The 12,830-nt window shown below is 44.1% G+C and carries 13 protein-coding genes; 3 read left to right on the top strand and 10 right to left on the bottom strand.

The window, feature by feature from the left end; all coding sequences use genetic code 11:
* The first annotated feature begins 1 nt into the window (after nucleotide 1).
* Nucleotides 2–373, top strand: coding sequence for a hypothetical protein (locus P0M11_RS02500; RefSeq protein ID WP_275624302.1), 372 nt, complete (start codon nucleotides 2–4; stop codon nucleotides 371–373).
* A gap of 69 nt (nucleotides 374–442) precedes the next feature.
* Here the strand turns inward: P0M11_RS02500 and P0M11_RS02495 are convergent, their stop codons facing one another.
* The 9 genes from P0M11_RS02495 to P0M11_RS02455 form a co-directional block, all read right to left on the bottom strand.
* Nucleotides 443–1,861 (bottom strand): L-serine ammonia-lyase, encoded by a 1,419-nt coding sequence (locus P0M11_RS02495; protein ID WP_275624301.1) that lies wholly within the window; start codon nucleotides 1,859–1,861, stop codon nucleotides 443–445.
* A gap of 148 nt (nucleotides 1,862–2,009) precedes the next feature.
* The gene (locus tag P0M11_RS02490; protein WP_275624300.1) at nucleotides 2,010–2,702 is read right to left on the bottom strand and encodes an alpha/beta hydrolase; all 693 of its coding nucleotides are present in this window, start codon (nucleotides 2,700–2,702) and stop codon (nucleotides 2,010–2,012) included.
* A gap of 56 nt (nucleotides 2,703–2,758) precedes the next feature.
* The gene (locus P0M11_RS02485) at nucleotides 2,759–3,352 is read right to left on the bottom strand and encodes a YceI family protein (protein WP_275624299.1); all 594 of its coding nucleotides are present in this window, start codon (nucleotides 3,350–3,352) and stop codon (nucleotides 2,759–2,761) included.
* Between the two features lie 148 nt (nucleotides 3,353–3,500).
* Nucleotides 3,501–4,514, bottom strand: a complete 1,014-nt coding sequence (locus P0M11_RS02480) for a glucokinase (RefSeq protein ID WP_275624298.1) — start codon at nucleotides 4,512–4,514, stop codon at nucleotides 3,501–3,503.
* Nucleotides 4,515–4,648: 134 nt separating this feature from the next.
* Nucleotides 4,649–5,236, bottom strand: coding sequence for a hypothetical protein (locus P0M11_RS02475; RefSeq protein ID WP_275624297.1), 588 nt, complete (start codon nucleotides 5,234–5,236; stop codon nucleotides 4,649–4,651).
* A 180-nt stretch (nucleotides 5,237–5,416) separates the two neighbouring features.
* Nucleotides 5,417–7,093 carry a formate--tetrahydrofolate ligase gene (locus tag P0M11_RS02470; RefSeq protein ID WP_275624296.1) on the bottom strand — a complete coding sequence of 559 codons (1,677 nt, stop codon included), beginning with the start codon at nucleotides 7,091–7,093 and terminating at the stop codon, nucleotides 5,417–5,419.
* A gap of 99 nt (nucleotides 7,094–7,192) precedes the next feature.
* Nucleotides 7,193–8,110, bottom strand: coding sequence for a hypothetical protein (locus P0M11_RS02465; protein WP_275624295.1), 918 nt, complete (start codon nucleotides 8,108–8,110; stop codon nucleotides 7,193–7,195).
* 152 nt (nucleotides 8,111–8,262) lie between these two features.
* Nucleotides 8,263–8,385, bottom strand: coding sequence for a hypothetical protein (locus P0M11_RS02460; RefSeq protein ID WP_262714085.1), 123 nt, complete (start codon nucleotides 8,383–8,385; stop codon nucleotides 8,263–8,265).
* A 498-nt stretch (nucleotides 8,386–8,883) separates the two neighbouring features.
* Nucleotides 8,884–11,217 (bottom strand): polyribonucleotide nucleotidyltransferase, encoded by a 2,334-nt coding sequence (locus tag P0M11_RS02455; protein ID WP_275624294.1) that lies wholly within the window; start codon nucleotides 11,215–11,217, stop codon nucleotides 8,884–8,886.
* Between the two features lie 165 nt (nucleotides 11,218–11,382).
* Here P0M11_RS02455 and P0M11_RS02450 point away from each other — a divergent pair, with 165 nt between their 5' ends.
* Complete coding sequence (locus P0M11_RS02450) at nucleotides 11,383–11,742, top strand: DUF4260 domain-containing protein (RefSeq protein WP_275624293.1); 360 nt, start codon at nucleotides 11,383–11,385, stop codon at nucleotides 11,740–11,742.
* A 46-nt stretch (nucleotides 11,743–11,788) separates the two neighbouring features.
* Here P0M11_RS02450 and rpsO read toward each other — a convergent pair whose 3' ends face one another.
* Nucleotides 11,789–12,058, bottom strand: coding sequence for a 30S ribosomal protein S15 (gene rpsO / locus P0M11_RS02445; protein WP_158064597.1), 270 nt, complete (start codon nucleotides 12,056–12,058; stop codon nucleotides 11,789–11,791).
* 172 nt (nucleotides 12,059–12,230) lie between these two features.
* Here rpsO and P0M11_RS02440 point away from each other — a divergent pair, with 172 nt between their 5' ends.
* Nucleotides 12,231–12,788, top strand: coding sequence for a pyruvate decarboxylase (locus P0M11_RS02440; protein WP_275624292.1), 558 nt, complete (start codon nucleotides 12,231–12,233; stop codon nucleotides 12,786–12,788).
* Nucleotides 12,789–12,830 lie beyond the last annotated feature (42 nt).

Here is a 12,830-nt window from a genome sequence, read left to right as displayed (position 1 = left end):
CTTGAGAAAACTTAAATTCTTCCTGATTGGTCTGGTACCCGGACTTATTGTCGTATTTTTTATTTTGAACCAGAAAGGTGTCAGCTGCAGTGGCTACCTGCCCAACAGCCGTGTGATTGCAGAAACGCTTTCCAAGGATTTTTCATATACCGACACCTTTCGTCATCAAATGGGTGCTCAGGGCATCACTGAACAGTTCCTGAAAGACAGCATCATTACGGCCGGACATGTGGACTTCGACAGAAGCCAGGCACAGCAAACGCCCTGTCCCCAATACCTTTTGGTGTACCCGGAAAAGAATCCCCGCTACGAAGTTCAGTTTGAAAAATGTAAGGATTCTGCAGTTTTTTCAGATCTTAAAAAGCTTAGATAGAATCATTTTATCAACATCAAAAGAAAAGCAGACTGTAAACCGGTCTGCTTTTATATTGGATAGCTCTTACTAACACTCTGCCACATTCACAGCAATTGCCAATCCGCCCTCTGAGGTTTCCTTAAACCTGTCATTCATGCTCTGAGCAGTTTCCCACATACTCTGAATTACCTCATCCAGGGTAACCCGGGCTTTGGAAGGATCCGACTCGATTGCAATATTTGCTGCTGTAATGGCCTTTATGGCGCCCATTGAATTTCTCTCTATACACGGAATCTGTACCAGGCCGGCAACAGGATCACAGGTTAAACCCAGATGATGTTCCATGGCAATCTCCGCAGCCATAAGCACCTGTTCCGGTGTACCTCCCATGATTTCAGTGAGGCCGGCCGCCGCCATCGCCGAAGATACGCCTACCTCTGCCTGACAGCCACCCATGGCTGCAGATATGGTAGCATTTTTTTTAAACAGTGTTCCAATTTCCCCTGCCACCAGGATGAACCTGATGATATCCTCTTCGGTATTGTGTTTGGTGAAAGCCTGCGAATACATAAGCACAGCCGGAATAACGCCACTGGCGCCGTTGGTAGGTGCGGTAATGATACGTCCAAAGCCGGCATTTTCCTCATTTACAGCCAGAGCAAAACAGGAGACCCATTTATTGATCGTTGTAAAGCTGCCGTCAGCACTTTTTACATAATTCAGCCATTCCTCCTGGGTGCTGTACTGCAGACCGTCCAACAGCTTACGGTTAAGAGCCGCGGCACGCCGGGAAACCTTCAGACCGCCGGGAAGTACTCCTTCCCTGTTCACCCCCTTATAGATGCATTCGCATATCTGATCCCAGATATACAGGGCATTTTCCGCTGTTTCCTCACGGCTTCGCCACGATTCTTCATTTAATAGAACGAGGTCTGAAACACGGCTAAGACCAAGTTTCTGAATATTTTTCAGGACATCCGCGCCGCTGTGGCATGGATACAGTGTCCGGATGCAGCTCTTTTCCATGGAGTTCTCATTGCGGGTCGCTATAAAACCTCCCCCAACAGAATAATAGTCCTGTACGAGTTCGGATCCGTCGGCAAATACGGCCCGGAAAATCATTCCGTTGGGATGAAAATCAAGAGATTTTTTCATATTCAGGATCAGATGGCTGCCGTACACAAAAGGAACCGGTTTTTCACCACCCAGATGGAGCAGCTCTTCAGTACGGATCCTGTCGATCTTTTCGGTGATGGAAGTGGTGTCAATTTTCTGATAATCTTCACCGGAAAGGCCCAGCATGCCGGCGATGTCCGTACCATGGCCGATACCCGTCTTCGCCAGGGAGCCAAAGAACTCAACAAAAACCTCGACCACATCGGTCAGGCTGTAATCAATACGGATTTGTTTAAGGAAATTTTCAGCCGCGTTCCACGGTCCCATGGTGTGCGAGCTGGAGGGACCGATACCCACTTTAATAATCTCAAAAACTGATATTGACTGCATTCAGGTAATATTAATATGCAAATATACTTGTATTAAACCATAATATAAGATGGATTATGATACATATAACCGAAATGATATAAATATACCAATCACGATCATCCTAATTTTACACTATACTGCAAACTAAAGCATAACACCTTTTTAATCATTTGTGTTTTTGCTCATTTTCCTCCGAAAATGAGCTTTTTTCTGCAAAAATCTTAGCAAGTATCTGCGAAACTTCCTTATGTCTGGTAGCAGGAAACAAATGCGTCCCACCGCGAATGACATAATCAGGCTTTGAATTCTTCAATGGGAAAACGATGTCCTTGTCTCCCAGAATCTGCACAACATCTGGGTTCTCCGGTGCCTGCCATTCCACAATTTTTGCCACACACCATTTCAGATAGTAAGCGTCCCTTACCGTAAAATACTGAAGGATGCGGGGATTTTTTCTGTCGAACAGTTTCCGGAAATATGAATACAGTTTTATGGTTCCACCGTTGTAAAAACGCCTTGGTAAATTTTGCGGTATTCGGCTCAGTTTGCCAAAGCGGATCAGTCGGGATTTTTCGTCAGATGATTTTATGCTTCCCAGTATCACTACCCGCTTTGCAGGTTTCAGCCTGTTTATCTCCTGAACAAGGATTCCCCCGAAACTGTAACCCAGCAGGTAGAACGGCTCCGACACGTCCACCCTGGCAGCCATCCTCTGTACATAACTGTCAAAAGACTCATCCTCCTCCGGTATCAGCCAGTCCAGAAAGACAATTTCCAGATGATCCGGAAACCGAAGGTGCTGCAGTACTTTAAAATCTGCGCCCAGGCCGCTTACAATATATAGTTTGCTACGTTCCATCCTTAAATAAAAAAGGAGCAGAAAATTCTGCTCCGGTATCTTAGATTTATGACTTCTTAATTGGCCGTCAGCTTAATCTGAACATCAATCTGATCCTTAATAAGATAGTCGCGGATTGAAGATTTATAAAACGCTTTATAATCCTGGCGGTTAAGTGAAAACTTAGCTGACTCAAACTCTACAAAACGGTCATTTGTACGGATTTTGGCCGGGAATGATATGGTTTTGCGTGTTCCCTTCAGCGTTAGATTGCCGTAAACCAAATAATTATACTCGGTATTTTTGGAAGGAAGAATCTTTGTAATGATGAATTTAGCGGTTGGATGTTTTTTTACATCAAAGAAATCGGAACTTTTCAGGTGATTGGTAAGCTTCTCCTGATCTTCACCCGTTAAGTCTGTATTTGCAAGACTTCTCATGTCCAGAACAAACTCACCGCCAGTAAGTAATTTGTCTTTAAAAATAAATTTTCCGCTTTTCAGTTTCACAAAACCTGAATGCGTGGTAGCCTCAGATTTAACCACCTTGTAACCCCACCACCGGATATCGGAGGTCTGAACTTTGGAAATCTGTAAACCTTTTGATTTTCTTTTTTGTGCCAGTACAAGAACGCTGAATAACATTAACGTCAGTAAAAATAATTTTCTCATTCTTTCTTTTTTATCAATAAACAAATATAACAATTCTGCTTTATAATCATAAGTTTTTTAAAATTTGCCGTGTTAGATAACTGTCCACAATTAAAAAAACTTCAACCATTTGATTGAAGTTTATTCATTATGTTAAATAATGATTAGTTTATTCTTTGGAAAAAGCAGCATAATAGGCACCGCCGGTAAGCACCATTTTTTCACTTAGGATCATATAGATCGGTATGTCCTTCAGCACCCGCTCCATCTTGTCGCTGATCATAAATTTCTGGTAAAGGCGGTCTTTGTCAATATAATCCTTAAACAGCAATGGAAGTTCGCCACCTATCAGCAGGCCACCGGTAGCTTTAAGTTTAAGCACGAGACTGTTGGCCTCGCGGGCCAGGAATTCCAGGTAGGTATTCAGTGCAATTCTTGAAATCTGCTCATTATCTTCCACGGCCGATTCATAAAGTACCGTTGCAAAATCCCTGTCACTTCGTAGCCGCTCCAGTAGTTTTTCAGATTGAGGATGTCTTTTTTCATCCCGTAAAAATCGGTAGATATTGAAGAGTCCGTTTTTGCTGAGGACATTCTCCCAGCTGACTATTCCGTAAATCTTGTTCAGGAACTGATAAAATTCGACCTCAACATTGGTTCTTGGCGAAAATTCTGAATGACCACCCTCTGTTGCAAAAGGCCTCAAACATTCACCGTCATAAAAGAGTCCCGCTTCACCGAGACCGCTTCCCGGTGCCAGGATGGCCACATTTCCGGTGGTGAGTACGTCTGATTTAAAGATTTTCATCAGGCATGAAGGCGAAAGATCAGCCAGCCCATATGCGGTGGCCTCCAGGTCATTTATAAGGAAAACATCACGTATTCCTGTCCTTTCCCGGATTTCGTCGTGATCAAGAATCCACGGGAGCCTGGCAGATATACCCTGATTATTAATTACAGGTCCCGGCACTCCAACGGCCAGCCGCTCAATATCTGAAAGCTCATTTTCCTGCAGAAAGCGATTAACGATTTCTGAAAATGAATTAAATTCTACTGTTGCATAGGTCTTTTCGGCTGTCAGAACAGCCTTCTCACCCTCGGTGCGGTACAGCGCAACCACGGTTTCCTTTTCACGCACATCGGCGGAGAGGATACTGATTCCCTGATTATTGCTGCTCTTCATACCCGGCAGGTATAAAGGAAAATTAGCGCTTGCGACCATAAGTTTGCGATTTGATCAAAGATAAAAATGTTTTAAAGAAATAAAAAACCTTTTCAACATAAATTGAAAAGGCTTGATTATTAGGCAACTGTCAATTACTGTCCTAACGGAATGTTGTAAGAAACTCCCAGACCTAAAGAACCTGCACTGAAGTCCTGGCCTGCAAGATTTCCTGTGTTCCCGGTGAAAACTTTCTGATACTGTAGGGAGAAGTTCCAGTCGTTATTATGATAACCAATCTCAGGCTTGATATAGAACCCGCCATCCGGACGCTGGGTATTGGTGATATCATTGGATGCTACCTCATTATCGCCTACGATGAAACCGTAACCAAGGTCAGTACCAAAATAGAAACCGGTATCTTTAGGATAAATTCTGATAAGACCTGCTACAGGCACTACACCGAAATCGTTGTTGGAATATCCGGCATTTTCACGACCGAAATAATGCGTGTAACCTGTGGCAACACCTAATCCAAAGCCAGGAGTTACAAGGTTTTGGTAAGCCACATCCAGACCTAAAGCTGCGGAAGCATTTTCCTGTGGAACTGCAATACCAACATTGGCTCCAATCTTAATCATATTCTTCATTAACGGATTGTCATATTTCTCTGTCTCCTGAGCAAATGTAAGTCCTGAGGCCATAATACCTAATCCCAATAGGGCTTTCGTGATCGTCTTCATAATTCTAAATTTTAATGTTGTTGACTTATTAATGTTGTCCGGTATCTTGTAAAAAGCATGCCAAAGTGCCGAATGATACGCTGCCAGCCATATTAATAGGAGTTCATCAATTTGAAAATCAATTCATTAAAACTTTAAAACATTTAAACAGTTATTTAAATGTATATGTATCTGAAGGTTCTAACTTAGCCCGCTGATATTTCCAAACTCATCGATATCCATAGCTTCGGAGGCGGGAACATTCGGTAAGCCCGGCATACGCATCATATCACCCAATATGGGAATGATAAATCCCGCGCCTGCAGCGAATTCAAATTCACGGACATTGATTTTAAATCCTGTTGGCCGGCCAATCTTCCGTTCGTTATCCGACAGTGATTTTTGAGTTTTGGCCATACAGACAGGCAGATTATCCAAGCCAAGGTCGCAAATCACTTTAAGGTCGTTTTTTGCTTTCGCCGAATATTCCACACCATCCGCACCGTAGATCTCGCGTGCTATGCGGTCTATTTTATCTTCAACCTTTTCATCTGCACTATAAAGCGGGCGGAAATCATTGCTGTAGTTTTCGGCCGCATTCACCACCTCCTGTGCCAGCTCAGTCATTCCTGCGCCACCCTGTGTGAATTCGTAAGCAACGATCGCCTTTACACCCATTTTAGTGCATTCGTCCTGAATAAATTGTATTTCGTCTGCTGAATCGGTTGCAAAATGGTTGATGGCCACCACGGGTTTCAGCTGAAGTTTGGTGTAATTTTCAATATGTTTCTTTAGGTTCGCAATTCCTAACTGCACGGCCGAGAGATCCGGATTCTCATAAAAACCTTTCTTCGCTCCGCCATGATATCGCAGGGCACGCACAGTTGTCACGATTACCATAGCTGCAGGCTTGATTCCTGCCGAACGGCATTTGATATGTAGAAACTTCTCAGCACCAAGGTCAGCGCCGAAACCGGCTTCAGTAACAGTGTATTCTGCCAGCGACATGGCGGTTTTTGTAGCGATTATGGTATTGGTTCCCTGAGCTATATTGGCAAAGGGGCCGCCGTGCAGGATGGCAGGATTTCCTTCCAGCGTCTGCACCAGATTAGGCTTAATTGCGTCACGCAGAAGGATGGCCATAGCCGCTTCAGCTTTAAGGTCTCTGGCGTAAACAGGTTTTTTATCAAAAGTATAACCTACAAAGATATTTCCGAGCCGCCTTTTAAGGTCCGCGAAATTTTCGCTCATACACAGAATAGCCATTACCTCGGAAGCCGGTGTAATATTGAATCCATCTTCGCGCGGGACTCCACTGGATGTGCCACCCAAACCTACAATGATATTACGGAGCGCACGGTCGTTCATATCCATAACCCGCTTCCAGACAATAGTACGCGGATCGATATTGAGAGAGAACTTTTTATTCTGTATATTATTGTCGATAAGTGCGGCCAGCAGATTATTGGCTTTCTCAATAGCCGAAAAATCACCTGTAAAATGCAGGTTAATATCAACCATGGGGATTACCTGGGCATATCCACCCCCTGCTGCCCCACCTTTCATTCCGAAAACAGGACCTAACGAAGGTTCACGAAGCACAGCAACAGTCTTTTTTCCGATTCTGTTCAGGCCGTCGCATAAACCTACTGAAACTGTAGTTTTTCCCTCACCGGCAGGCGTCGGATTAATAGCTGAAACCAGTATTAGTTTTGAGTTATGAACTTTTTCCCCATCAATATAAGACAGCGGTATTTTTGCTTTGTATTTTCCGTAATACTCCAGGTCATCTTCTGCAATTCCAATTTTCGCAGCGATTTCTCTGATGTGCTGGATGTCTGCATTCTGGGCAATTTCTAAATCTGTAGGGAAGCTCATGGTTATAGGTTTAGGTTGTCTAACAAATTTAACCAAATAACTTCAACATCCGAAGGCAGTACCTACAGATTAATATCATAGAAGAGGAACTGATAACGTTCAGGCAAAGATATATTCGTCCGGCCGGAGGAAGTAACGTGCATTTTCAACCAGCGCTGCTTCCCTGTCCCTGCGGGTAAGCAAGCCTTTCATCTTGGGATCTCCCGCCCAAAGTCGCTTCATGGCCCGTATTTCAGCGGCAATTTTGGACAGGTTTTTTACTTTTACCCAGGCGGCAATTTTCTTCATCTCTGTACGGCGCGGACCTTCCAGGCTGGCACCGCGGTTATAGACCAGGGAAAGCAGGGCACCCTGAGCATCGGGAGGCAGAAGTTCCACACCGGGATAAGCTTTCGCCGTCGCCCGGGCATAAACAGGAACAGAGGTGGCATAGAAGACCTGCAGGGCATCTTCATAAGGAATTTCGACGGATTTTACGGTGGAGGTAAGTGCAGCACGGGCCCTTTCGCCCTGCAAACCTACGGCAGGTTTAAGTTTGCTAAATTTTGCATCACCCAGCAGTGCCCGCCAGTCTCTTTCGAACTGTGCCGCAGTACTGTAACCCATGTCATATCCAATACCAATTGTCACTCCGCTGGCTCCGTGCGGCCAAATTGGAAATCTATACTTGGAATTGTACATGGATTTTGAGGAAATTTCACTCTCAAGAACGAGCTGGAGTGAATTTCTGGAGATAACCATACTCGCACCTTTGGGCAGAGGAGGAACTTTTTCGTCCAGGAATAGTTCAATCCGTGTGGTGGTATTCACCCCGAAGATCCCGTCGACATCCCGACCAGTAAAGCCCAGACCTTTTTGGATGTTTTTCTTTTTGTCATGCAGGGTCAGGTCTGAGACCAAAAGTCCAAGCACTTTTTCCAGCGCGTTGCAGGTTTCAAGGTCATAAATTCCGGTAAGGCTGACAGCCAGTTTTTTCTGGATTGCCTTAATTCTGGTTTCTAAAGGATTTTGAGGCATGGCTATAGATTTTAGAAAGTTTAGACAAAGAGCTTTTCCAGATAAAATTAAGTAATCATTGTACAAAGTTAATAAGGTAAATCACCCAAAATATCTTCAAAAAAAACCGGACTGCTATATAGTCCGGTTCGTGTTTTAAATGCGAAGGTGTGTTATCTGGCCGCAGCTTTCTGCGCGCTTTTTCTGGATTGTCTGGCTTCATACTTTTTCATGAAATAACCAATGGCCAGTGGTGCCACCCACATCAGGATTCTTCTTAACAGTACAGGATTCATAACAGTAATTTTTAATTAACGATAGCTTTACAAGATGCGCGCCAAAAAAATTCGGATTATCAGTTGGAAGGTAACTGCTTAGGGTGGTTAGAAGATTAAGAGCTTGGAAGATTAGAAAAGAAGAAAACGTAGGTTTGTAAAAATTATGATAACAGCAGGTAAATTCGCTCTTGGCTTTTGGCTTTCTTATTTACAAAGTGCTTCACAAAGAACACAATGAATACGCAAAAAGCTCCACCGCAGACGAGCGCAGCACAGCGCAGGTCAGCAACGATGCACAAACAAACTCCGCAGGAGTTTACTTCACTTAGCCCCGTACGAGCGCAGCGAAGTACGGGGTGTATTTCGGAGCGGATATAACCCGAGTCATGAATATCGTTTTACACACTCCACCAACTCCGTAGGAGTGGAACATGCGTATCCTCAAACGAAGTTCGGTGTAGGGCGCAAAAAAACCACCTCAAATCGAGGTGGTTCCGTATTTATATACATTCAGAATTAAAATCCTTCCGGCTTCACATCATCTGTATGTTCACTTTCATTCAATGGCTTGAAGGTATGTTCGCCCGCTGGTTTCTCGGTCTGGCGGCCGCTGTGCTCCGGTCTGCCGTTACCACCGCGGTTGTTCCCTCCCTGTCTTCTGTCGCCACCGTCTCTGCGGTCGTTTCTTGGGCCACGGTTTTCACGGTTGTCGCCTTCGCCTTCCTTACGTTCCGGTCTTGGAGGTCTTTCAAGAAGTACTTTACGCGAAAGTTTCATTTTCTTACGGTCATCGTAACCCATGAATTTCACCTCTACCATATCACCTTCGCTGTAAGGAACTTTATCCAAACGGCTCCATTCAATCTCAGAGATATGAAGCAGGCCTTCAGTACCTTTTGCAATCGCTACGAACGCACCGAAATCCATAACTTTCACCACTTTACCATTATAAACTTCACCTACAACAGGTACGAAAGTGATTTCGTTAATGGCTGCGATGGTCGCATTGATATTCTCTCTGCTTACACCTGAAATCTCAATTCTGCCGATCTCGCCGATCTCTTCAATCGCGATAACAGTATCGAAATCTTTCTGCATCTGCTGGATAATCTTTCCGCCAGGTCCGATAACCGCACCAATGAAGTCTTTGGGAATTTCGAGCACTTCCATTTTCGGCGCGTGTGGTTTAACGTCAGTTCTCGGTGCGTCGATGGTCTTCAGCATTTCGCCAAGGATATGCAGACGGCCTTCTCTGGCTTGTTTCAGTGCAGTTTCCATGATGTCCATAGAAAGTCCCTGAATCTTGATATCCATCTGGCAAGCGGTGATACCCTCTGCAGTTCCTGTTACTTTGAAGTCCATATCACCCAGGTGATCTTCGTCTCCTAAGATATCCGAAAGTACGGTAAACTTACCTGATTCAGGATCTGTTACCAATCCCATTGCAATTCCGGAAACCGGTTTTGTAATCTGTACACCTGCATCCATCAGAGCCAATGTTCCGGCGCAAACCGTTGCCATTGAAGATGAACCGTTGGATTCCAGGATATCAGAAACGATACGGATCGTGTAAGGGTTTTCTGCAGGAATAATTTTGGAAAGTGCACGCTGTGCCAGGTTCCCGTGCCCCACTTCTCTTCTGGAGGTTCCTCTTAATGGTCTTGCCTCACCCGTAGAGAACGGCGGGAAGTTATAATGAAGGAAAAATTTCTCGTCGTAATTAATCGCAACGGAATCTACCATGTTGGCATCTTTAACAGAACCTAAGGTCACCGCTGTTAGAGACTGCGTTTCACCTCTGGTGAATACCGCAGATCCGTGCGCACCCGGCAGATAATCGATCTCTGACCAGATTGGACGGATGGTTTCCGGTGTACGGCCGTCCAGACGTATCTTTTCATTCAGAATCATCTGACGCATTGCCTCTTTTTCCACATCATGGAAATAGATCTTCGCGAAAGGCTTCACTGTTTCCAGTTCTTCCTCTGAATATTGAGCCAAGAACTCCTCAAGAACTGCCTTGAAGTTTTCATGTCTTTCTTCTTTTGCCGATGGTGTTTTGGCCACCTCATAAACTTTGTCGTAAGTTTCTTTCCACACCTTCTCACGAATTTCCTCGTCATGTGTTTCGTGGCTGTATTCTCTTTTTGGCAAGGACTTGCCTACTCTTTCTGCAAGTCTTTCCTGAGCTTCAACCTGAACTTTAATTTCTTCGTGACCGAATTTTATTGCTTCAATCATTTCCTCTTCGGTAATCTCGTCCATCACACCTTCCACCATTACAATAGAATCTTTGGTGGCACCTACAAGGATATTCAGGTCAGCTTTTTCCAGGTTTTCTCTGCTTGGGTTTATCACCAACTGCCCATCGATTCTGGCTACGGTCACTTCAGACATAGGACCGTTGAAAGGGATATCGGTAATGGCGATGGCAGCAGAAGCGGCTAATCCAGCCAATGCTTCAGGCATACATTCTTTATCATAAGAAATCAGGGAAATCATCACCTGAACCTCAGCATGGAAATCATCCGGGAAAAGGGGGCGCAATACCCGGTCTACCAGTCTCATTGTTAAAATTTCCTCGTCAGACGGTCTTGCCTCTCTTCTGAAAAAGTTTCCGGGAATCTTACCGCCTGAATAGAATTTCTCTCTGTAATCTACGGTAAGCGGAAGGAAATCCACACCCGGGCTAGCATCTTTATTGGCTACAACGGTGGCAAGAAGCATCGTCCCGCCCATTCTTACTACTACAGATCCGTTGGCCTGCTTGGCCAGTTTCCCTGTCTCAATGGTAATCTCTCTACCATCCTTTAATTGAATTTTTTCAATAATTGCTTGTGGAGCATTCATAAAATCTGTTCGTCTTTGGCACTCCGTATTGAGTGCGGTTACTGTATTTAATCTATTTAAATTTTCGGCAACAAAGATACATGTTTTGGATTAAATAAATCCTGCAGCAACTTCATATCGTAACACATATAGGCCCATGCCGACAAATCCCGCAAAACTTAACCTATGATAACTGTCTTACAACTGGAGTATGCTGCACTGCTGCTTCTGGGAACAATTGCATTTGCCGCCACAGGCTGGTCCTGGTGGTGGTTTTTAGGCCTTTTCTTTCTGCCAGACCTATCGATGTTGGGCTATATCTTTAGTCAAAAAGCCGGCGCCTGGACCTATAATCTTTTCCATCATCTCGGACTGGCCGTGATTGTTTATTTTGCAGGAAAGTACTTTTCTTCAACAGAACTTGAACTGGCAGGCATCATCCTTTTTTCGCATTCGGCGTTTGACAGGCTGCTGGGATATGGCCCAAAATATTCGGACAGCTTTCAGAATACGCATTTGGGTAGAATTGGAAAGAACCGGGCATAAAAAAAGCAACTCTTTTCGGAGTTGCTTAATTGCTTTGGCAGAAAGATTATTTTCTGATTCCCAGTTCAGCGATAATCGCTCTGTATCTCGTAATATCTTTAGCTTTCAGATAATCAAGAAGTCTTTTTCTTTTACCTACCAGCTTCACCAGTGATCTCTCTGTGTTGAAATCTTTGTGGTTAGCCTTCAGGTGACCTGTAAGGTGGTTAATTCTAAAGGTAAAAAGTGCAATCTGACCTTCTGCAGAACCTGTGTTCTCTGCTTTTCCTCCGTGCTTAGCGAAGATTTCTGCTTTTTTCTCTGATGTTAAGTACATGCAAATATTATTTAATGATTATTATGTATCGAGGTGCAAAAGTACATTTTTTTTGTTAAATAACAATCACCCTCAGCAGCCTTTTACAAGAGAAAGACAAAAAATGTTAAAATTATCTTAAAAAAAATAAATTCTATGTAGAGGTTGGCTGTATATTTGCACAGTTTACCGTATGTATTACAAATTTACACTTTCCACCTTTATATTCATACTCTTTTCCGGTTTCACCGAAATGGCGGCACAGGATATTGTAAAAATTACTGAACAGCGCGCCGGCAGCAGGGAAAGCCAGAATATTATCTATTTCACACCCTCAATTTACCCGGATGTTGCCGAAATCAAGGATGCTACCAATGAAGCTTTCTTCTCTGCGGTGTCCGACAGCTACGTAAATAACCGCAACCGCCGCATGGTTCGCGTAGACATGCCGGTGACCTATGAGGATGCCGACCGCAATACCATTCGTGAAATCTGTATAAATAACAATGCTACCCATGCAGTGATTCCGCACGTGAAGTTCTTTAAGGTGGGTTTGGGACAGTTCGTTTTTTCCAGCCAGGTGGTGGTGAGTATGAAACTGTATGATGCCGATGGAAATTTTATTTCTGAAAGCTCTTATGACACATTCCGAAAGAATGCCCGCATAATGGGTTCAGCCCAAAACTCGATACGTATTGGCACCAATGGCGTCCTGAAACAGCTTACTCAGAATATGAAACGGAAGAAGTAAATTTTCGGTATTTCCTGATAACACACCCTTTAGACCAGTATA

Source organism: Kaistella sp. PBT33-4 (assembly GCF_029194425.1).
Classification (GTDB): Bacteria; Bacteroidota; Bacteroidia; order Flavobacteriales; family Weeksellaceae; genus Marnyiella.
Note: the sequence above shows the minus strand (reverse complement) of the source record. Positions and strands in the feature narration are given on the sequence as shown.

Coding starts and splice junctions, on each gene's coding strand:
- P0M11_RS02485 (WP_275624299.1), bottom strand. CDS start 3,352: ATGAGAAAATTATTTTTACTGACGTTAATGTTATTCAGCGTTCTTGTA.
- P0M11_RS02465 (WP_275624295.1), bottom strand. CDS start 8,110: ATGCCTCAAAATCCTTTAGAAACCAGAATTAAGGCAATCCAGAAAAAA.
- P0M11_RS02460 (WP_262714085.1), bottom strand. CDS start 8,385: ATGAATCCTGTACTGTTAAGAAGAATCCTGATGTGGGTGGCACCACTG.
- P0M11_RS02470 (WP_275624296.1), bottom strand. CDS start 7,093: ATGAGCTTCCCTACAGATTTAGAAATTGCCCAGAATGCAGACATCCAG.
- P0M11_RS02455 (WP_275624294.1), bottom strand. CDS start 11,217: ATGAATGCTCCACAAGCAATTATTGAAAAAATTCAATTAAAGGATGGT.
- rpsO (WP_158064597.1), bottom strand. CDS start 12,058: ATGTACTTAACATCAGAGAAAAAAGCAGAAATCTTCGCTAAGCACGGA.
- P0M11_RS02450 (WP_275624293.1), top strand. CDS start 11,383: ATGATAACTGTCTTACAACTGGAGTATGCTGCACTGCTGCTTCTGGGA.
- P0M11_RS02440 (WP_275624292.1), top strand. CDS start 12,231: ATGTATTACAAATTTACACTTTCCACCTTTATATTCATACTCTTTTCC.
- P0M11_RS02495 (WP_275624301.1), bottom strand. CDS start 1,861: ATGCAGTCAATATCAGTTTTTGAGATTATTAAAGTGGGTATCGGTCCC.
- P0M11_RS02480 (WP_275624298.1), bottom strand. CDS start 4,514: ATGAAGAGCAGCAATAATCAGGGAATCAGTATCCTCTCCGCCGATGTG.
- P0M11_RS02490 (WP_275624300.1), bottom strand. CDS start 2,702: ATGGAACGTAGCAAACTATATATTGTAAGCGGCCTGGGCGCAGATTTT.
- P0M11_RS02475 (WP_275624297.1), bottom strand. CDS start 5,236: ATGAAGACGATCACGAAAGCCCTATTGGGATTAGGTATTATGGCCTCA.